The 19,347-nt window shown below is 58.2% G+C and carries 16 protein-coding genes; all 16 read right to left on the bottom strand.

The window, feature by feature from the left end; genetic code table 11:
• Positions 1 to 181 precede the first annotated feature (181 nt).
• Positions 182 to 1,663, bottom strand: a complete 1,482-nt coding sequence (locus tag QP999_RS03180; RefSeq protein ID WP_239249104.1) for a Gp37-like protein — start codon at positions 1,661 to 1,663, stop codon at positions 182 to 184.
• Positions 1,663 to 2,505 carry a hypothetical protein gene (locus QP999_RS03175; protein WP_284847657.1) on the bottom strand — a complete coding sequence of 281 codons (843 nt, stop codon included), beginning with the start codon at positions 2,503 to 2,505 and terminating at the stop codon, positions 1,663 to 1,665. The genes QP999_RS03180 and QP999_RS03175 overlap by 1 nt, the downstream gene beginning before the upstream one ends.
• Positions 2,505 to 9,080 carry a hypothetical protein gene (locus QP999_RS03170; protein ID WP_284847656.1) on the bottom strand — a complete coding sequence of 2,192 codons (6,576 nt, stop codon included), beginning with the start codon at positions 9,078 to 9,080 and terminating at the stop codon, positions 2,505 to 2,507. Before QP999_RS03170 ends, QP999_RS03175 begins: the two co-directional genes overlap by 1 nt.
• Before the next feature lie 15 nt (positions 9,081 to 9,095).
• Positions 9,096 to 9,545, bottom strand: a complete 450-nt coding sequence (locus tag QP999_RS03165; RefSeq protein ID WP_284847655.1) for a hypothetical protein — start codon at positions 9,543 to 9,545, stop codon at positions 9,096 to 9,098.
• Between the two features lie 8 nt (positions 9,546 to 9,553).
• Positions 9,554 to 9,904, bottom strand: a complete 351-nt coding sequence (locus QP999_RS03160; RefSeq protein WP_284847654.1) for a hypothetical protein — start codon at positions 9,902 to 9,904, stop codon at positions 9,554 to 9,556.
• 123 nt (positions 9,905 to 10,027) lie between these two features.
• The gene (locus QP999_RS03155) at positions 10,028 to 10,747 is read right to left on the bottom strand and encodes a phage tail tube protein (protein WP_284847653.1); all 720 of its coding nucleotides are present in this window, start codon (positions 10,745 to 10,747) and stop codon (positions 10,028 to 10,030) included.
• A gap of 2 nt (positions 10,748 to 10,749) precedes the next feature.
• Positions 10,750 to 11,169 (bottom strand): hypothetical protein, encoded by a 420-nt coding sequence (locus QP999_RS03150; protein ID WP_143334595.1) that lies wholly within the window; start codon positions 11,167 to 11,169, stop codon positions 10,750 to 10,752.
• The gene (locus QP999_RS03145) at positions 11,166 to 11,567 is read right to left on the bottom strand and encodes a hypothetical protein (protein ID WP_239249109.1); all 402 of its coding nucleotides are present in this window, start codon (positions 11,565 to 11,567) and stop codon (positions 11,166 to 11,168) included. The genes QP999_RS03150 and QP999_RS03145 overlap by 4 nt, the downstream gene beginning before the upstream one ends.
• Before the next feature lie 3 nt (positions 11,568 to 11,570).
• Positions 11,571 to 11,918: a hypothetical protein gene (locus QP999_RS03140; protein ID WP_143334593.1), complete on the bottom strand. Its 348-nt coding sequence runs from the start codon at positions 11,916 to 11,918 to the stop codon at positions 11,571 to 11,573.
• Complete coding sequence (locus tag QP999_RS03135; protein ID WP_143334592.1) at positions 11,918 to 12,370, bottom strand: uS10 family ribosomal protein; 453 nt, start codon at positions 12,368 to 12,370, stop codon at positions 11,918 to 11,920. The genes QP999_RS03140 and QP999_RS03135 overlap by 1 nt, the downstream gene beginning before the upstream one ends.
• 25 nt (positions 12,371 to 12,395) lie before the next feature.
• On the bottom strand, positions 12,396 to 13,466 hold the full coding sequence (locus QP999_RS03130; protein WP_143334591.1) for a phage major capsid protein: 1,071 nt from the start codon (positions 13,464 to 13,466) through the stop codon (positions 12,396 to 12,398).
• A 16-nt stretch (positions 13,467 to 13,482) separates the two neighbouring features.
• Complete coding sequence (locus QP999_RS03125) at positions 13,483 to 14,019, bottom strand: hypothetical protein (protein ID WP_143334590.1); 537 nt, start codon at positions 14,017 to 14,019, stop codon at positions 13,483 to 13,485.
• 149 nt (positions 14,020 to 14,168) lie between these two features.
• A complete protein-coding gene (locus QP999_RS03120; RefSeq protein ID WP_284847652.1) occupies positions 14,169 to 15,776 on the bottom strand; it encodes a VG15 protein in 1,608 nt (535 codons plus the stop codon).
• A gap of 3 nt (positions 15,777 to 15,779) precedes the next feature.
• Positions 15,780 to 17,285: a phage portal protein gene (locus QP999_RS03115; RefSeq protein WP_284847651.1), complete on the bottom strand. Its 1,506-nt coding sequence runs from the start codon at positions 17,283 to 17,285 to the stop codon at positions 15,780 to 15,782.
• On the bottom strand, positions 17,285 to 18,751 hold the full coding sequence (locus QP999_RS03110; protein WP_284847650.1) for a terminase TerL endonuclease subunit: 1,467 nt from the start codon (positions 18,749 to 18,751) through the stop codon (positions 17,285 to 17,287). The genes QP999_RS03115 and QP999_RS03110 overlap by 1 nt, the downstream gene beginning before the upstream one ends.
• Positions 18,748 to 19,098 (bottom strand): hypothetical protein, encoded by a 351-nt coding sequence (locus tag QP999_RS03105; RefSeq protein ID WP_284847649.1) that lies wholly within the window; start codon positions 19,096 to 19,098, stop codon positions 18,748 to 18,750. The genes QP999_RS03110 and QP999_RS03105 overlap by 4 nt, the downstream gene beginning before the upstream one ends.
• Positions 19,099 to 19,347: the final 249 nt, after the last annotated feature.

Here is a 19,347-nt window from a genome sequence, read left to right as displayed (position 1 = left end):
CACATGGGACAACACACCAGATTTGACAGTAGTTCCCCATATTGGGATACTTCTTGTGGGTGCTACCCCTGTTACCACACCCCAACAAGGGGTAGCGCCCCTACCACGCAAATATATCTTCCGTTTGGTAGTCGGGTAGACAAACCCCCCAAGTGCTGTGCTTTTAGCTTGGGGGGTTTAATCATTCCGTCAACGTGGCCTTGTTCACCAACGTCGCCAAACCCTGCAAAGCCTTGAGCACAGACTCCTGCGGATCGCGGCGCGGCCTATCCGAAATCTGAAACTCCAACTGTGAGTCATTCGTGGTGGACCAATCGAAATGAACCTCCGTGACAAACGACACGGCATAACGATCGCGCGGCAACTCCAACGCAATCATGGAACCAACCTGCAACAATGCAGACGACTCAAACGGCATCGCCCCACCCAGCGACACCTCATGCGAGCGCGTTGCACGCGTCTTGTACTGGGCTTGGCGCATCAGCATGATCGCATCCAGGGACAGGCCAATGGACGGGCTGAACGTCTCGAAGAACCCGAGTGGCCCCATGCGCTCACGCCGCGACCAATCATCAAAGCTGTGATACGCCATGAGGCGATCGTCCAGAATGTCATCCAGCCCAGCCAGGTCCAGGATGATGTTGAGCGGCGGAGGAAGCAACTGGAAGATAGCTTTCAGTCCAGCCGAGAGCATGTCGTTAAACCACTCCTGCGACTTGCCGCCGACGGTGTAGGTAGAACCCGTGGGCTTAACTGTGGTGATGTGGGCGTCGCGGTATTGGTTGCGACGCAGCATGAACTGCGGCTTTCCCCAATAGTCCACGGCCTTGTTCTCCGCGTCGTAGTCGGTGAAGCCGGTAAGGGTATCCCAGGTGTCTTTCCAAAAATCTTTGACGCTTTTGATAATCCCTTCCCACAACAATCCTCCCGGCGGCAGCTCGGCGCGCTGCTGAATATCCCAGATGAGAGCCATGCGGTTTGGGTCATGGCCCGGCGGTGGTGTTTGGCCACGCCCCGGCAGATACGCCTCATAGCAAAGCGTCAGCCCATCAGTGTCAATAAGGTTGCGCACCAGGTCCAGCACTTCGTTCATCTGAATGCCGATAATTGTTGAGCGAGAATAGTTATCCGCCGACTTGGTGGGCGCAACATAATGCACTTGCCCCTTGGTCTTTTTGCCCATGCGCTTAAAGTTCGGCGCGAGTAGCTGCTCCTTAATCAGCCGGGCTACCGGCCCTACCGCCAGCTTGATCTTCGAGATCTGAAACTCCGGCAACAACCTAGGGTTAGGCCACCCATACAGGGACTGCAAATGCCGCTCCGGGGACACACCATTCAACGTGATGGAGCTACCCTCCCACGAAACATTCTCATCCACATGAGTAACAAACCACACCGTCTCCAACGCGCCTACCTGTATCACCAGCGGAATTGAGGCGTCCGGGTGCGCATCCGCAAACAGCGCCTCATTGACAGGGTTCATCGGCAGCTCCACCCGCACCTTGCCAACGTCATTGAGCACAACGTCAAAGGACAGGTCTAGAACCTCCGCCAGCTCCACAGGGTTAGCGCCTCGACTGTTAAGCGCAAACACCCTCGGGCGCGGCGCGGTCGCGCGCAGAAACGTATCCTGCTGAACCTTCAACAGCTCTTCATAGCTCATTAGTAGAACTCCTCCCAACGCGGCGGCATATGGAGCGTGGCTACACCAGCCGCACTAGAACTGAACGCAAACGTTGACTGCTTGTAGCCCGTCACGACAAACCCAGGGTCTTGATTCCATGTGGTCACAATAGGCTTCGAGGTATTCCCCTCAGTGACCACCAGCTCCGTCGGGCTGAAGTCAATGAGCGCTTCGCCGCGCACCTTGATCTCGAACTCGCGGCCATGCTTAAAGCGCAAGGTTGTAGCCGGCCCCTGCCAGTAAAAGCGCGGGGACGCGGGAACTGAGCCGTCGTTGAACAATGACACGCTGTGCGTGACACCAGCTTGAGCCTCCACCCGTATAGGCTCATAGTCCCCATATGGGTACGGGTCCTCAGATGAGGCGACGATCATGAGCTTGGCTTTGCCAACCGCCATGGGCGCAATACCAATCAGATCCTCGAACTTATCCGCGCGGAACACATCAAGATACTTCCATGGCCCATACCCATCATTGAGGGCGAGACGCCCCGTTGGCGGCAGCTGGTCCCACTCATTATGAGAGGACGGCCAATCCGATTTGAACTGCTCCACAATGCGGCGCGTGTCCTCCGGGGTGCGGCCTTTAATGTCCACCGTCAGCTCCAAAGTCAACGGCTCCGGCACCACACTCACCAAGCGAGACACACGAGAGCGCGGCGCAGCCTGCCGGTTAACCTTCAACCCCGTGCCGTAAAAGCCCTTCGGGGAGCGCAGCAAAGTCACAGGGTGATTCTCCTGCCCCTGCCCCTGCAACTGCCACTTACGCCCAGTCACAGGCCCGTAATACACCAGCGTCTCACGCCCATACCGTTCAGCCATTAGATACTCCCAACCAGATTCTCAAACCCAACAGTAGCCTGCCGGCGGAAACGATCCGCAGCGTCCTGCGCACTATTGGCCACAATGTTGCCAATCGTCTGATTGACCGTGACACCACCCGTAGACGTCACCGACTGAGACTGAGCCACGGACGCGCGGTGCTGGCGCACAGCATCCATACCCGCGTTGAACCGAGCCATCTCCTCGTCGTTCTTCTTGTTCTGCGAGTCAATAGCCTTGCGCAGTCGCTTAGCGTCACCATAAAGTTCCTGCTGCTGCTTCGCCTTGTCTGCGGCCTGCTGCTTTTCCCGCATCTGCTTCTCAGCCTCGGTCTTAACCTTGCGCTCCTCGTTGTAGCGCTCACGGTAGTCGCCCTCCAGCTCACGACGACCCTTATTCATGTCGGAGATGATCTGGTTGTACGCCGCGTTCGACGGGTTGAACGTGTTGTACAGCGGAATGTCCCGCAGCTTTGTCGCCTTCAGACCAATCATGTCAGCGGCCTCACCCGTATAAGAATCCGTGACATAGCGACTGACCTTGCTATACGGGTACTTAATCTGCTCGCCGGCGGCAAGCCAGTTGTTCACATCCCTCGGGTCGCTAAGGATCTTCTGCGCAGCCTTAATCCAATCCTGCGAGTTCAGCGCCTTCTCCAAGTCGATAGGCGCATCCGGATCATCCAACAGCTCACCAGTGATAATCGCCTGCTTAACATGCTCCGGCAAGTCACGACGCTTATCAAACTCATACTGCAACCAACCCGGCGCGGCATCGTAGACCTTTTGTTGTTCCTCGGTCAGTGGGACGGATTGGTTCTCCAGGGCGCGCAGTGCCATGTAGGAGGTTGGGTCGGGGTTGTCGTTGCGGTCGAGGTAGGCGCGCATTCCTACGCGTTCGTTGATGAGGCCTGCGCGGTCTACGGCGCGTACGGCGTCGTCGTGGTCAACGTCGGTGTCGGCGTAGATGAATTGGCCGTCCTTGAAGCCTACGAGGCGGCGGGCGTAGCCTTCGTCCTTGAGTTGCTTGATTTCTTCCTCGCGGGCTAGGGCGCGCTCGTACTCGGCAATGAGGTCGGGGCTGGCTGGTTCCTTCTTCTTCTTGGACTTGTTGTCCTTGTCCTTGTCTTCGGCGCGCTCGGCAACCTTTTGGTAGGCCTTGGCCTTGGCTTCTTGGCGCAAGCGTTCGCGGCGCGCTTCGGGGTCTTCCTTCTTCTTTTTTCCTCCGCTGGTCTTTCCGCCGCCCCAGTATCCGGGGACGTCTAGCATCTTGGTCAGCTGCTCCAGGCCCGGCAGTTTGGTGGTGCGGATCAGGTCGCTGATGACCGCGCCCCATACCTGCTCGGGTGAGCCGGAGTTCACGGCGTTGAGTGTGTTGTCGTACTCGTTGGAGCGCTTGGCGTTGATCACCCACTCGTCCTTGTTGAGGCGGGCGACTGGCATTCCGGTGGTGTCGTCCAGGGCGAGGAAGCCGTCGGTGACTTCAGTGCCCGGACCTGTGGAAGGCAGTCGGTAGCCCTTGTGCTTGTCACCCTTGGCGTATGCGGGGATACGCGCAAAGGAACCACCAGTGAACCGGCCACCTGTGGCACCGAACAACGGGGCAAGGCCCGGGGCGTTGATAGCGCTAACCGCGTTCTGCACAGAACGAACGGTGACAATGGTGTGGATTGAGGTTGTGCTCTTGCCGTCAAGGGCGTCAATGGCGGCTGCTACAGCAAGTGCATTGTCCTTGATGTGGTGCTTCGAGTCGGTGTTCTCCCCGTTCAGCGCTTGCACATCCGCAATGACTTGTTGGGCGTTGTCGCTAATGTTGTGCTCCGAGTTGGTTGAATTGCCGTCGAGCTGCAACAGGGAGGCCAGTACTTCGTCAACGTTGTCGTTGAGGACAAACTGGCCGTCGATCATCTTGCCGGCGTCCAGGGCAATAAGCGCGGACTGTACCTCTTCCGCGTTGGTGTCGAGGACGACTTGGCCGTTGATGTTTTGTGCCTTCAGCCCGAGGTCGTTGAGCTTGTTGACTGCTTCATCTACGTCGCCGTCTTGGACGTCAATGGTGACGAGCTTGCTGGCCATGCCTTCCAGCTTGGCGAGAATGTCATCCAAGCCCTGTGCTTGGAAAGCGACGTCGCCTATCTCATCCTTGCGGGCCTTGAGCACGTCGATAGCGCCGAGGAGATCCATGGCGTTCGGGAACTGGATCTCAAAGTTGCCGTCCTTAAGTTCGGTGACTTCTGCACCCAGCTGCTTCAGCTGGCTGCGTGCTTCCTCCGTGCCTTCACCCTTGACCACAATGGTCTTCTCATCGGGAATGTCCACAACCGAATCGCCCAGGCGGGCAAAGACTGCGGCGGTGGCGTGGGCAGACTGGGTGGCGTTCTGGAAGCCACCGCGCAATGCTTCGACATACAGCTGGGTGCGTGAGAGTTCGTCTGCGCCCTCGCGGAAAGCCTTCGTGTCCAAGGTGGCGGGGTCTTGTGAGAGTTCCTTGAGCTTGGCTTGCAGCTGAGTGGCTGCATTGATGGAGGACTCAATCTCGGCAAGGTTGGTCTCAGACCCCATCGTCCACTCGCGTCCGCGCCCCTTGCGCCCATACATCGGGCCGTCGCCAAGATCGCCCCAGGCCTTGTCAGACAGGTGCTTGGAGCGGCTGTTGTTACCGGCTTGGATACGGTCGGTTATGTCGGCCAGGTCGCCGGTCTGCTTCTCTTTCCACTTCTGCGAGCCGGGGCCACCAGTCAGCTCGTTAGCCTTCTCGGCCAAGTCAGCAACCTTGCTGATCATCGGCTCAAGTCCCTGAATGATCGGGGTGAGCGTGGACATGCCGTCGCCCATGATCTTGATGAAGTCATTACCAATGTTGGTGATAGCCTCCCCGTTCTGCTTCCAGAAGTCTTGGAAGGCGGGGATCGTATCCGTGACAAAGGTCTTGCCCCATTCGCCAATCGTGGAGCCAATATCCTTCGTGGTCTCCACCGTGTCCTTGAAGAAGGAGGCGATAGCGTCACTACCACCAGCACTGTTAGCCCACTCGTTGAACTTGTCGAGCTGGCCCATCATGTCACCCCACATACCGCCCTCACCGAAGGCGGCATTGGTGCCGTCAATGACACTATCGAAGAAGCCACTCATGCCCTGCCATGCGGTCTTGGTGAAGTCACCAATCTTGCGGAACCCATCGACAGCCGAATCCATCCACTGCTCAAGACCGCCGCTTTGGCTCCAATCGTTTAGCCCCTGCATCATGTTGCTAAACCCGTCGGCCAATGCGGGCAGCAAGCGCTCGGCACCCACAGCAGACGCGCGTACGAAGAAGTCCGTGAGGTCTGCCATGCCAGGTGCCATGCGCGCGAACCCATCGCCCGCAGCCTTAACAGTGCGCTCAATGTTTTCCGAGACACGCTCCGAGCCAATGGTGTCCACGAAGGCGCGGCCAAGCTCGCTCACACCGCGCGCAGCCTCCGGCAAGGAGCGCTCCAAGGCGGGGATAGTGTTCTCAGTTACTCGGTCAAAGGAGTCAGCCCAACCCTCCCAGAAGTTATCCTGCACCTTCCGAGACAGCGGCTCCATGGAATCATTCAAGCGGGAGAAAGCATCCACCATGGCCAACGCATTTGGGGTGCCCGGATCGTTCTCATCACCGAAGCCCTTAAACGCCATGGCCACCGTGCCCGCTGCAACACCCAGCGACGACAGCATGGCCGGGGCAAACGCAATGCCCTGCAACGCTTGGGCAAACGGCTGCAACGCCGTGGTTGCCATACCCAAAGAGCCGGCCACGAGGTTGCCCGCGCCACCAGCCAAAGCTCCGACACCGCCGAGCTTCATGCCCACACCGTAGGTCTTAGCACCCACGTCAAGAATCGAACCAAGGGCTGCACCATAAGGGTTGCGCTTCAGCGCGCCAGTAGCCTTGCTCAGGCCACCGCCCTTGCCGCCACCGCCACCAAGCAAGTCACCACCAGGACCACTAACCAAGTCAGTGCCAATACTGGTAACTTCCCCGTGTGCGTCACGCGCAGTACGACCCAGCCCGCGCCCAATTTTCGTCGCGGTTTCCGTACCACTCTTGATCGTATCCCCAGACTTACCCGCCAACTGGGAGGCAGTATTCGAGGTGAAGTTCAGGGCAGCATCCGCACCCAACCCCAGCGGCTTGAGCAAGTCCCGCATGAGGTTCTTGGCCATGTAGCCCACGGTTCCGTCACGACGGTTTGGCTTCAACATGGTGTCAAAGGCCTTGTCGAAGAAGGAAGGCCCAGTCAGATCCCAGTCAAAGTCCATATCCCGCAGACGACGCGCACCGCGCCCATGACGCTCACGCTTCACATCATCCAGCGTCAACGGCTTCCAGTTGGGGTCCTTGGCAAAGCCCTCAACGTTGCGGCGCTTTAACTCCTGCTCAAGCGGGGTGAGGTGATCAAGGTTGGTGTTGACCAACTCCTCATGTGTCTTAGCAAGGGTGCGCTCCAGCTTGCCCATCTCAGTGTTCAGCTCGGCCTGCTTGCGCAGCGAACGCTCCCCCGCATCCAACTGACGCTCCGTCAAACGGATACGCTCAAACTCAACAGCGGTGGCTTTATCCACACCCGTCAACGCCACATGGTCGCCACGTGCGGCAAGACTGTTCGAATCGTGCGCTGCTGCACGTGCCGCAAAGCGCGCCTGCTGCTTAGCCAAGAAATCCGCATGACGCAGCGCGTTCTGAACCAAACGTCCAGTATGCAAGGCTGCATCCTCCGACGCCTCAGGCGTGCCACCGACACGACCCCGGCGCGCCTGTCGCAGCTCCAGTGCCGCGTTGGAACCGCCGCCGCTCATGGAGCGCAGGTGGGTGATCATTTCTTCGAGGTGTTCAAGGTCGCGGGGTGCCCATGCCTTCCAGCGCTGCATGAACTCTTCGCGGCGTTGAATGTCCTCGACCTGCATTTGGTAGGTCTGCCCAATGGAAGCGTTGCGGCTCATGTAGTCTGCCGCGCGGGAGCGCTCCAGCATCTCTTGGGCGCGCAGGGTGGATTGGATCTTCTCCAGTTGGCGCAGTCGGCTTCCCTCGTCGCGGTGACGCTCACGACGCAGGGCATCCATCTCGTCATGCAATGACTCAGCGAGGTTGTCCCACTTGTCGCTCACCGCAGGTGGTGTTGGGGTGTAGCGCTGCCCGCCACCATTCGTGTCCGCGTCCACCTGTGTTGGCATGGGTGTGTTAGTGGAGACGTCGGCTACGTCAACCTTCGTGGGTTGGCGCTGGTGCACGCTGGTACCCGCATCAGCTAGGTCTCCTCCTGCGGCAGCGCCGCCGGTGTTTTGGTTGACGACGTAGACCTTTTGCACCTCGGGGAAGTCCACCTTGAATGGGCGCTGAGCATCCACCTCGGGGGCTTGCAGCTTGTCGAGGGAGTCCTTAGAAAGGGTGACCTCCATGGGTACATCCCGGTCCAGCCAATCGTTGACGACACGTACATCCATTGGCGTGCTGCTGTCACGCTTGCGGATAGCGTGCACGTCGTCATCGTCGAAGACGTCCTCCAGGCGCAGGGTGGGGTCCAGGTCGTCCCACGCGTTCTGCAAGGCTTGGCCCAAGTCCTCAGCAAAGCCATTAAACCGTGTCTCGCCGGTCAGGATCTCCACCATGCGCGGGCGGGTGAGACGGTCGAGTTTATCCTCCACCTTCTTTGTGGCGTACTCGCTTAAGTCCGGGCGGATGGTGACCGTCTTCTGCTTATCAAGACCGGCATCTAGGTCATCCCAGTTGGTCTTGATGTGGACTTCTTTTTCAATGGTGCGCTCGTCCAGCTCGTCGCGGATAGCTTTCTGGCCGGCTTGACCAGAGCGCTTGACCCGAACGGTGATGGTCTTGGTTTCGTCCTTGGTGAGCTTCTTGAGTTCAGCTTGGGCTTCCTTGACCTTCGCCTTATCCAGCTCGGGCTTAATGTCCCAGACGTAGGCCTTCTTGTTGGGGTCCCACGAATCGCCCATGATCTCGTCAACAGCGTCACTGAACTCTGCAATCTTGTCGCGGATCTCCGAGTCGTCATAGTTGAACGTGATGGTGGTGACGGCTTTGGCCCACTTGTTAATGTCGGCCTCAAGGTCCTCAGTGTCCAACGCCAGCTTGACACGGTGCGCGCCCCGGCGCACATCATCATCCTCAAGTGAACGAATCAGTTTGAGGGCGTCGGTAAGCCCGTGGTCCTTAAGGCGGATATTGACCTCGCGGTCATGGGTGAGTGCGGCAAGCTCAGCTTGCACTTGCCGCTTGTCTGCATCTGACAGGCGCACACCCACCGTGAGCTGCATGCCAGCAACGGAGGCACGCAGTTTCTTGCGGAAGTCCTCAGCGTCAGGATTGATCTTGACCTTCACCTTGTCGGTGTCGGCGGACTCCATCTGCTTGTTGAGGTCATCAGCGAACTTGTCCCGGTCAATCTCCGGGCGCACCTTAACCTTCGGCTGCTTGTCCTTGCCTTCGTTGTCCTTAAACGCCTTCTTAAGTTGCCGCTCAAGGTCGTTGTAGAAATCCTGTGTCTCCGGCTGTACCGAAACCCACGCATTACCTACATGTGCGCCCGTTGCCATTGCCTACTCCTTAATTCACCACGTCTCACCAATGAGCTGCATCAGTGCGTCATCCAGCGTGTCCTGCGCGACCTCATGCCGCAGTTTGTCCAACGCCGTCTCAGGACGAGGCGACGGCTCCGGCGGCTGTGCCTTCGCATTAGCTGCCGTGACATAAATCAGCTGCCGCAACAAATCCGTCACATTGCGCAGCTGCTGGTAGGTAGGTGTTTCGTCAGTAAAAGGCAAGTCCAACTCGCCCTCATCCAACCTGTGATACTCCGGGTCTTGGGCCTCCTCAGCCAACAACACTTCGGCCAGCCCGCGATCCTTTAACACCAGGTTGCGATACTCCGACGCAGTAGGCAGGCGCTCCACCAAGCGCATGAGTTTGCCCCACGGCAAGCGGCCACGGAAGAAATCGTGAATGTCCAACCCCCACCTCGTGTGGAAGTCAGCCTCCAGCTCCGCGCCCGCATAGTCCATGAGGTGAATTACTCGTCGGAATCGTCGGATTCTTTTGGGGCGTCAGTGGACTCAAACACCAGGTTGAAGTGCTCGGTGATAGCATCCACCAAATCACTCAACACTGGCATGGGCTGCTCGCGCAGCATCTCCGACAGGCGCGGCCAATCCTTCGCCGGGGTGACAGCCTCCATGAACTTCCACGCCCGACCCACCGTCGGGTTCACATCATCCATGTGGAACGTGGTCAGAAACAGCCCCGTTGGCACGGACTGAATCGTAATGTCCTTCTGCTTGCCCGGCATTTCCAGCACAAACGGCTCCAGCTCGTAGCGGGAAAGTGCCTCATCACGCAGAGATGCGAAACTTACTTTAGCCATGTCAACCTCCAAGATGTGCAACAAAATACGGCTAGAGCCAGCCTACCCCATACAGGGAGACTGGCCCTAGCCGTTCGATACCAACCAGTGAGGACGTCTTTATCCTCACTTAGGGACTATACGTTACTGGTTCCCATCGCGGTGAGTGTCGGAACCGCCACCGCCAAGAACTCGGTCAGCCTCAGCGGCGGTAAAGCCCATAGCGGCAAGACGCTTCTTAGCACCAGGGCCACCGTAGAAACGCTTGGAGGAGTAGCCAAGCTCAGAGTCCTTCAGCGCGGTCAGGGTCAGCGGGTAGGTCACCGCGTTCGCCGGGTCCCACGACTCCGGGCCACGGGTGATCATCACGCGCGGCAGGGAACGACCGAAGTAGAAGGCGTCGTCGCCAACACCGTCCACACCAATGAAGAACGCGCGGTACTCAATGGTGCCCGGCTGCGGGTTGTCCTCCAGGGAGATCTCACCGCCCTTGCCCGGCTTGATCTGATCCATGTAGGACAGCTGGCGGTTAGCGGCAATAGCCAGGGTCTCCTTGCGGGTGTCCTGGAGGGTGGCCTCAACCGTGAGCTTGGAAGAGGTCAGGTCACGACGGGACGGGTCCATCTCGCCCCAGGTCTCGATCTCCTCGGTGGTGTCCTCCGGGGTGAAGTTCGGGGCACCGTTCTTGGCGATACGGCCAAGGCCGACGTAGCCGTCGAGCTTGATCAGGGCACCGTTGTCGTCAGTGAAAGACTCCGGGGCGGTTGCGTCACGCGGGGCAAGCAGGATAGCGCCGCCGCCGACCATCTTACGAATCAGACCATCCTTGACATTGCGGAGGTCGTCGAGCTTAATATCAGCCATTGTTAGTCTCCTTCGACTAGTTGCTTACGAAACGCCAGCGTGTACACCATGCCGTACGTTCTCTTCGTGTGGTCAATATCGCCCACCATGCGCGGGCCTGTATTCTCCACGACGTCATCGACCAAGACGCCACGCACATCACGACCAGGCAGAGCATTAAGAACCGTCGCCACCTCAGCCGCCAACCGTTTCGCGTCCGCACGCTTTTCGGCTTGGACTTCAATTTCAACGGTGGCCCAACGCTCCTCATCAATCGTGTTGTACCCGTTATCCGTGACAATCACAGTTGCCAGATACTGAGCCGTCGTGTCTTGGTCCGGCTCCCACGAACCAACCCACACCAACTCCGTATCAAACGTGTCCTCAAGAAGGTTCATCACAACATCGTCATGCGCGGGGAATCCCCAACGTTGATCAGTCATCGCCGTGCACCTCGCTTAAAGGACTTCACCGACGGCCTACCAGCACTACCTCCATAGCGCGGGCGCGCCCCAGGGTTGACGTCACCGCCAGTGACATACAGCGCCCGAAACAATGTGCGCTCAGGGATTGGGTTAGTCTTACCACCCAACTCTCGCTGCAAGTTGTACTCGCCAAACGTTTGCACCTGTGACTGTGCACGGTCACGCAGATAGGTGTGGTTCGGCTTAGCCGGTTCAGCAAACACCATCGAGGCGTTACGCCCCGTGCGCTTCTTCGTTGTCGCCGTGTACTGCGCAGCCACAGCAGCACCAAGCCCACCAATGTATCCCAGCATCTGCGGACTGTTCAGGATCATGCGGTGCTGAGAGCGGTCAGCCACAAACTTCACCAGACGCATCAGCTACCACCTCTCCACACGATCCATAAACAGCTTCAACCCGGCCAACTGCCCGGACGGAAAGACATGAGCAATAGGGTCAGTGTTGACCAAGTAGGCCTGCTTATCCAGCAAGTTCACCACCCGGTCACCTTTGCGCACATCCTCCGGCCCGAACAAGTACAACGTTGCATCCGACTCGGACGCGTACTGCTTGACACCATCAGAACGCACAGTGTGCTCAGTACCCACCAAGCCTTCGACCTGGAGTGAGCAACCACCGATAGTCCCCATGCGCATCCAGTCCGCATCGCCCTCACGGTTGGTGCGCTTTTTACGCCACACCTCAACGTTGTCATGGCCAGCCAACATCACCAATCAACCCTTTCCGAATAAGGAAACGGCAACCCCGGACGATTGGTCTGCCAGTACTGCACCTCACCAGCCCAGTTCTCACCCCGCTGAGTCTCCAGCGTGCCAAACGACCCAAACTGCAAACCGTCGTTGCCAGCACTGCGCTCAAGAATGTCCAGCTCCGGCTTAGTGAACAACCCGGACGCGAACTCAGATGAGTCAATGCGCGCCGAGTAGTCACCAATGGCTTGCTGCACATAGCGGTCAGGGTTCTTAAAAGTACGCAGCGCGGCAGACAGCACAACCGCAGCAACATCATGCGGCACAGTCTCAGGGGTCCAGTCAGCCTTCACCAACGACGCGGCGATAGCTGAGGTGTCCTCCAAGATTGCGTCCACACGCTTGTGCTCGGACTCAATGAGGTCACGCCCAAGACGAATCTCAAACGCCTCACGAGACGCCAGCTTCATGCCCTGCTCCACGCTACTGTCCTAACTACTGGGAAGCGCCCGCGTTGGCAGAAGCGGCGGTCTTAGCGCCAGCTGCCTTAGCCGCATCAATCTTGTCACGGTCAGCGGTGATCTTCATTGCGCGCAGGAAGTGCTCGGAGTCATCCCCAAACGCAATATCGTTGACCACACCAGCACCCGCGTAGCAGTCCACGATGGAACGGTCCACCGCGTAGTCCGCGTCGTAGTCACGCAGCCAGCGAAGAGCCAAACCGTTGTGCGCCTGAGACGCGCCGAACGCGGCACCAGCCGGAATCGACGGTGCGGCAGTAGCGAGAACAAACGCGGTCTTGTCGAACACGTATGCCTCGTTCGGCTTGAGGTACGGCACCGTGACAAAGGTGAAGCCACGCAGGCGACCAATAGTGGCATCACGCAGCGCGGAGTTGTCACCACCGTTGAAGCCAGAGTCCAGAAGGGTCAGCTCCTCAAGCAGCACCTCCTCCACATCCGCACCGATAGCCACCGTGAGGTTAGCCGCATTCAGGCCACGCTTAATCGCGTTCGAGCGCACGCGGTTAAACAGGGTGGCCATGCCGTACTTGCCGGGGCCGTAGAAGTCCTCAGCCTTCAGGGTGCCCTTAATGCTGGTCTTGTCCTCAATCTTGGACAGGTCATCAGACAGGCGACCATCCGCGTAGGTAGCGCCCTCCAGCTCGGCAACAGCCATGCGCTCAATGTACTGAGCAACCGCATAAACCTGCGGCTGGAGAATCTGCTGAGTGAAGTTGGTGATATCAAGATCAAACTGCTCGTCAGTTACCTCAGTCGCAGAGTACGGGAACTTGCTGAGCTTGACGCCAATCTTGCGCTCCTTCAGGAAGTCCATCTTGATCTTGCGATCCTCGCCAACCGCGCGCAGGTCACGGTCGCGAGCCGGGAGAGTACCCGGAACCTTCACGTTAATGGTGTCATCCTTGGCACCCTTGAAGTCCATTGCGGACCAGCGCCAAAAAAGACCAGCCAGAGAAAGCTCACGCTGGAGAAGGCCAATAGAAACGTTGGCATACTTCTCGTGCTTAATCAGCTCATGCTGATTCGTACCAGGGGCAGTCATTACGCCCTCCTTTTGCTTAGAAACGATTTACGTTCTTGAGAACATCTTTAACGGAAATGTCCATGTCAGCCCCCGGATTACCGCCCGTCTGACCGCGCTGCTCACGCGGATTAGACCGGGGTGAAGAACCACCAGACTGCTGCTCCTCCGACTTCTCAGACCCCGCAGACGCCAGCCCCGCAAACTGTTCAGCAATACTCTTCGCATCGTTGAACCACTCCTCACGAGACTCACCCTGGAGACGATCCGCCATGCTCAAAGGCAAACCAGCCTCAGCCGCCGCAGACTTGCGATACTCATTACCCAGCTCCGCTGCGGCCGTATCGTACTTATCCTGCAACTGCTTGAACTCCTCCGCAGACTTAAAGCCCTCATAGGACTTACGCACCTCATCAGCCGCAGACGCCTTCGCACGCGCCACACGCTCCTGAATGATGCGGTCAAACTCCTCCTGAGACTTCGGCGGGACAAACCCACCAGACTGCTTAGACTCCCCGCCCGTCGCCTCCTGCGACTGCTGACCAGCTTCCTTCGTGGACTCCGAGTTAGACATGAGATCCCTCAATTCTGTTCTGTCCGTGTTATAAAGCGCCGTCGCGCGTAACAACCATGCACCCGTGCATGTACCCCCAAGATACAACACATCTGCCTATATAGGGACACTCAACCAGAAACAGCCCGGCGCGCCGGGCTGAGTGTGTGCTAGTCGGTGAACTCGGGCATGAGGGGATCGACGAAAACATCAGGGTCGTCGACTTCGGAACCGTCTCGCACATCCCAGTAGTCCTCCGCGTGTTTCCAGGCGTCGGGGGCTTGGGCGCGTTGCCACTTCATAAAGTGTGGGGCTTGGCGTGCGAACGCTGTTGCTTCGGTTCCGTCGTCCATTTCGGCGTACTCGGCTATGGCTTCGTCGAACTTGTCTGGGGGCCAGATTGCGGCGGCGCGCTCGACAACCCACTGGTACTCGCGGGTCCAGTCGGTCTTGCCGTAGTCGCGTTTGTTCCATTTTTGCAGGTAGTACTCCAGTTGTTCTTTATCGAAGTTGATTTGGCGGGTGACGTCTGTGCCGGTGTCTGCCATGTAGTCCTCCATGTGGGCTATCTGCATCATCAGGGAGGGGATTGTTAGGCGTAGTTCGTCACGCTCGGTGGATAGTCGGTCGCGTTCCATTTCCTGTAGTAGCTCTCTGTCAATGTCGCCGCCGTGGTAAGCCTCGCGGAATGCTGCGAGTTTATCCGGCCACGCTAGGTCTTTCATGTAGCCCTCGGCGTCCTGCCACAACCGTTGCGCGCGGCGCACTGACTGGGGAAGGGTTGGTGTCGGGTCTATTAAAGATACAGGCTCCAGCCGACATTGGCACCCGTCATGGACTTTTGCTTCACCGCCCTGCATTGCTCCGCCGGCTGATCCGGTCCAGGTGCGGAAGCGGGCGTTGGATTCATCCCATGCGCCTTGGGCGTAGATGACACCTTGGGCGGCAAGGGCGACACAGAAGGAGCACGGGTTTGGTCCGAGGGCGCGCACGTAGCCAAGACCATGCGTGGCTGCTGCTGCTTCCACAAAGTCTTGGCCAGCATCCACCATCGTCACAGCCGCGTTGGTGGCGCGCACCCACGAGCGGTCTGATTGTTTCTCGATACGCAGTTGCTTGGTTTCCTCCAATGCGCCGGGTGTGTCGTCGCCGGCGACTCGGGTGAGCGCTTCAATCTCCTGCGCCTTTTTCTCAAAGCCCTTCGGCCCCTTGTACAGCAGGCGGTTGCGCATGTTGGTTTCATCCATCGGGTTAGGGTCCGGCATGAGCGCTAGTGGGTCATCGCCTTGGTCACCGTCCACCTCAGCCCAGTCGGCACCCATGACCTCGGCAACGTTCGGCAAGCCGTTAACCTCATGCTCGACAGCGGCGGCGGTGGACTCCACCACCTTCACAGAAGCGTCCGCAACTTGGGCAACCCTGCCTGTGAGCATGACCTTGGACAGGGAATCCAAATCGTCATCGAGCTGCACATCCAGCCCAGACCACACTTCGCGGGACTCGCCCACAACCTGCAACGGAACCTCCGGCAAATCCGCCAGGGTGAACGTCACAAAATAGTCCTGGGCCATAGCCAGCGACATTTCATGGAAGTTCTTAAGCAAGTCAATGACCGCATCCAACCACTGCTGCACCACACCAGCTGGCACCTCACGGCGGTCCTTAAAGCCCAATCCTTCCCACAGGCCGCGCAGCACAATCGCCATAGCCAAAGACAACAGGCGGGTGCGCCGGTAGTAGCGCTCCGTTACACCAGCGCCGAAGGTACTACGAGCCACGGTTTACTCACCCACAATCCCGTCACCGTCACCATCAATCATCTCCCGCTTGCGCTGGCGTCGCACACGCGCAACCTCATTCATCCGCGCGCCACGCTTAGCGCCCCACGGTTTCGGCTGATCCTCATACGAGGCCGGTGTGCGCTCACCCTGCTTCACACCAGTCTCCGGGTTAGCCTCCGGCAACTGAATGCTCATATCCGGTGTTGGCACAGTCATCGCCTCAATCTGCATCTCCAAGCGCTTCTGCTCATCATGCAAACGCTTCCACTCAATAACATCAGACTGAGACACACCAGGGATACGACCCCACAGAACCTCCGGCGGCACTTCCAGCATCTGTGCGAGCTTGCCGAACGCATCCGCAGTCTGCGCCAAGGAACGATCCTCCACGTCCTCCCACTGAATCACCGCATCATAGTTGCGGGCTTCCTCCGCATCACCCTGCACCGCAGCAGCAACCCGCATCACCCGCGCGTGCGCATCACCCCACAAGGCGATACGCTCCTTCAACTTCTCACGCCACGGACGATACGAGTTGGTAATAGCATCCGCGCCAAGGTTGATCATCTCACCCGTCAACATGGACATAGGTGTCTGAGTCACCGCCGACAGGTCATTACGATCCGCATCCGCAGCCGCAATAAACGGAGCCATCGATGTTTCATCCAACGTGCCGAACTGAGTATCCCCAGTGCCCATCAGCATCGTGTCATTGCGCAGCTTCAACTTCGCGGCCTCACGCTCCTGCGAGGTCGTACCCTTCGGAGGCTCAATATGGGTGGCGTACAAAATCTTCCACGAGTTATAGCGCTGCACCAGCAAACGGTCATTCGTTGTTAAATCCAGCCGGGCCGCTACATCCATATAGGGCTCAATCTCGCCGAAGCAATTGCCATCCAAATCCATGTGGTTGACAAACATCACCACCGGGCACACACCCGCATCATGCTTGACCACCTCAGTCACCTTGAAGTCCGGCATGTCGCCCTCCAAGGTGTAGATAGCCTCCTCGTCAAAATACTTCCACCGCTTATCCGTGACCTGACGTAGCGCACGAAGGGGATATTCGTCCATATAGGGATCATCAAACTCAGCAATCATCCGGCGCGGCGACACAGGGCGAAGCGTTGCCAACCGCTCACCCTCAGCATCCTCACCAGGCGTCACAGTGACAAAACCATACCCATACTTCACCACGTCATAATTCAACTGCACCTGCCGGGAATCCATATCATTCCGCAACCAGGTGCGCCACATCGCAGAATCCACCCCCTGCTCCGGGTCCCGATACCCCGACACCTTCAACGGCTGAGCCGTAGACGCCACAACAAGACGCAACCACGGCGTACGAGCCAAACGCGCCAACGAACGCTTCTCAGACTCCGCCTCCTTTGGCACCGGAGGTACCGGCTGATTCGCCTCAAACACCCGAGCAAACTGCTCAAGCCGCAAAGACTCACTCCGCAACTTATCCGCAAGCTCACCAACAACCCGCTTATCCAACATCACCAAAACCAACTTTCACCAACCGACTCCAGCTGCCGCACCTCACGACCAACCAGATACTCAAAATGACTCACACCAAGACTAACCGCCTTCAACGGCGTCATATCAGCCAACTCAGAATTACGATCAAACACCCACAAATCACCAGCACGCTTCGCCACACCCGACAACGCCGCATGATCCAAAACCTTCTGCCCCACATGCACAAACCGGCCAGCAATCACCTTCTCCTTAAACGCACCATCCGCCTGCGCCACCTGCCGCAAACCCAAAGCCTTCACCTCCAACCCAGCCTCAGACAACGACCCCAACCACTGACCAGCCGGACCAGACGCATCCAACACAACCCCCAACACATCCCACCGCTCAACCAGCCGAGACACCGCAGCCACCAAATCCGGCCCCACCTCATCATTCCACACCACCTCAGACTGAAACCGACCATCCGCAGTAACACCCGTCACCACCACAGACGCCCGGCGCGCCGCAGACACATCCACCGACACCACAATCCGATCCCCCTCAATCACCGACGACTCCACCAAAGCACGCCGCCACTTCGCCTCCGGCAACTCAGAATTAGACGCATGCATCTCCCACACACCAAGATGCTCACGCGCAAAACCAGCCAGATTCTCACCAGCCTTCGACGTCTTAAAACGCCGAGACAAAAAGTCCCACGACATAAGATAGCCAGCAGACGGATTCGCCTTCGCCCACTCACGAGGATCACCCGGATCAAAATCCGACTCATCCACCGACCACTCAAAATAAGCCAACGACTCCGCATCACCCTCAAACGCACGCTTACGCAAAGCCGCCAAATGATGCGAATACGCAAACCCAGCCGACGACGCCCACAACGTCTGAGCATTAGGAACCGCACCCATCGTCGGCTCCATCGCATCCACCATCTCCCGAGACACAGCAAACGCCTCATCCATCACCAAGAAATCCGCCGTGAAACCACGACCCGAACCAGACGAACGCGCCAAAAACTGAATCGCACGAGGCGACGGCTCACCACGACGAGACGGCTTCCAATACACACCAGGGTCCATATTGCCCGTCTTAATATCCACCATCGACGCCAAATCAGGATTACGAGCAATCACACCCTGAAGCTTGATCAAGCCCTCCTTCGCAGACTTAAACTCATGCGCGGTATGCACAATCTTCTTCTCACGAAGCATGAACAAACCAAACAACTCACGAGCAATAATGATCTCGCCCTTACCATTCTGACGAGGCACAACAAGACCAACATCAGGTGCAGCCCACTTACCATCGCCACGCATATTCAGCATGTTCCGCAGCACATACTCCTGCCACGGAAACAACGTCATGCCAGCAACCTCACGCACCCACGACACCGCATCATCGCCCACAGACGACACAAACAACGGGTGCACCTCCACACGCGGAGTCTGCACACCCGTCTCAGGCATAACAAGCGCAGCGGTCATCGGCCCAAGATCCCCTTGCTCTCAGCCCACGCATCCCACTTCGACACCTCAGCCACCGCAGCACCCGCCGGCAACTCCATCAGGCCCAAATCCTTCAGCACCTGCCGCAACGCCAAAAACTGCTGCCGAAACTCCGACAGCAACGGGTTCGCAACCGGCGACCCCAAATCATCCGTCTGCACTAAGTCCCCTGCAAACTCCGACGCAAACGCATCCAAATTGTCCGCAATGCGCGCGCAGTTGTGAATCAACGTCATATGAACCGGCCCCAGCTCCCGCTCAAAGACCAGCTCATTCCAAACATCGCGGCCCGTGAGCCCAAGGTCAGCGGGCGGCTCCAAGTTCATACCCATATAGACAGCATAGCCCCAAACAGCAACACCACCAGCACCACAAGCGGACCAGGAACACAGACCAGTCGCACCCGAAGCCGCCGCAAATGCCTAGCACAAAGCCCAAAAACGTAGAGGAAACCGCCAAAACTTCAGAGACTTTCACAAGCCAACGCTCGAACCCAATTTCGCCTGGGGAGAGAATCGGCCGTTGGCGTGGGCGTCTCCCGTGTGTGCTGGTCGGGGGGTCACCCCCCACCCCTT

The organism is Corynebacterium sp. MSK004, from assembly GCF_030232515.1.
GTDB lineage: Bacteria > Actinomycetota > Actinomycetes > Mycobacteriales > Mycobacteriaceae > Corynebacterium > Corynebacterium hesseae.
This window is presented reverse-complemented; position numbering and strand designations above follow the sequence as displayed.

Bases quoted from the DNA above. Each gene is read 5' to 3' on its own strand.
- QP999_RS03180 (WP_239249104.1), bottom strand. From the start codon at position 1,663: ATGAGCTATGAAGAGCTGTTGAAGGTTCAGCAGGATACGTTTCTGCGC.
- QP999_RS03175 (WP_284847657.1), bottom strand. From the start codon at position 2,505: ATGGCTGAACGGTATGGGCGTGAGACGCTGGTGTATTACGGGCCTGTG.
- QP999_RS03170 (WP_284847656.1), bottom strand. From the start codon at position 9,080: ATGGCAACGGGCGCACATGTAGGTAATGCGTGGGTTTCGGTACAGCCG.
- QP999_RS03165 (WP_284847655.1), bottom strand. From the start codon at position 9,545: ATGGACTATGCGGGCGCGGAGCTGGAGGCTGACTTCCACACGAGGTGG.
- QP999_RS03160 (WP_284847654.1), bottom strand. From the start codon at position 9,904: ATGGCTAAAGTAAGTTTCGCATCTCTGCGTGATGAGGCACTTTCCCGC.
- QP999_RS03155 (WP_284847653.1), bottom strand. From the start codon at position 10,747: ATGGCTGATATTAAGCTCGACGACCTCCGCAATGTCAAGGATGGTCTG.
- QP999_RS03150 (WP_143334595.1), bottom strand. From the start codon at position 11,169: ATGACTGATCAACGTTGGGGATTCCCCGCGCATGACGATGTTGTGATG.
- QP999_RS03145 (WP_239249109.1), bottom strand. From the start codon at position 11,567: ATGCGTCTGGTGAAGTTTGTGGCTGACCGCTCTCAGCACCGCATGATC.
- QP999_RS03140 (WP_143334593.1), bottom strand. From the start codon at position 11,918: ATGTTGGCTGGCCATGACAACGTTGAGGTGTGGCGTAAAAAGCGCACC.
- QP999_RS03135 (WP_143334592.1), bottom strand. From the start codon at position 12,370: ATGAAGCTGGCGTCTCGTGAGGCGTTTGAGATTCGTCTTGGGCGTGAC.
- QP999_RS03130 (WP_143334591.1), bottom strand. From the start codon at position 13,466: ATGACTGCCCCTGGTACGAATCAGCATGAGCTGATTAAGCACGAGAAG.
- QP999_RS03125 (WP_143334590.1), bottom strand. From the start codon at position 14,019: ATGTCTAACTCGGAGTCCACGAAGGAAGCTGGTCAGCAGTCGCAGGAG.
- QP999_RS03115 (WP_284847651.1), bottom strand. From the start codon at position 17,285: ATGTTGGATAAGCGGGTTGTTGGTGAGCTTGCGGATAAGTTGCGGAGT.
- QP999_RS03110 (WP_284847650.1), bottom strand. From the start codon at position 18,751: ATGACCGCTGCGCTTGTTATGCCTGAGACGGGTGTGCAGACTCCGCGT.
- QP999_RS03105 (WP_284847649.1), bottom strand. From the start codon at position 19,098: ATGAACTTGGAGCCGCCCGCTGACCTTGGGCTCACGGGCCGCGATGTT.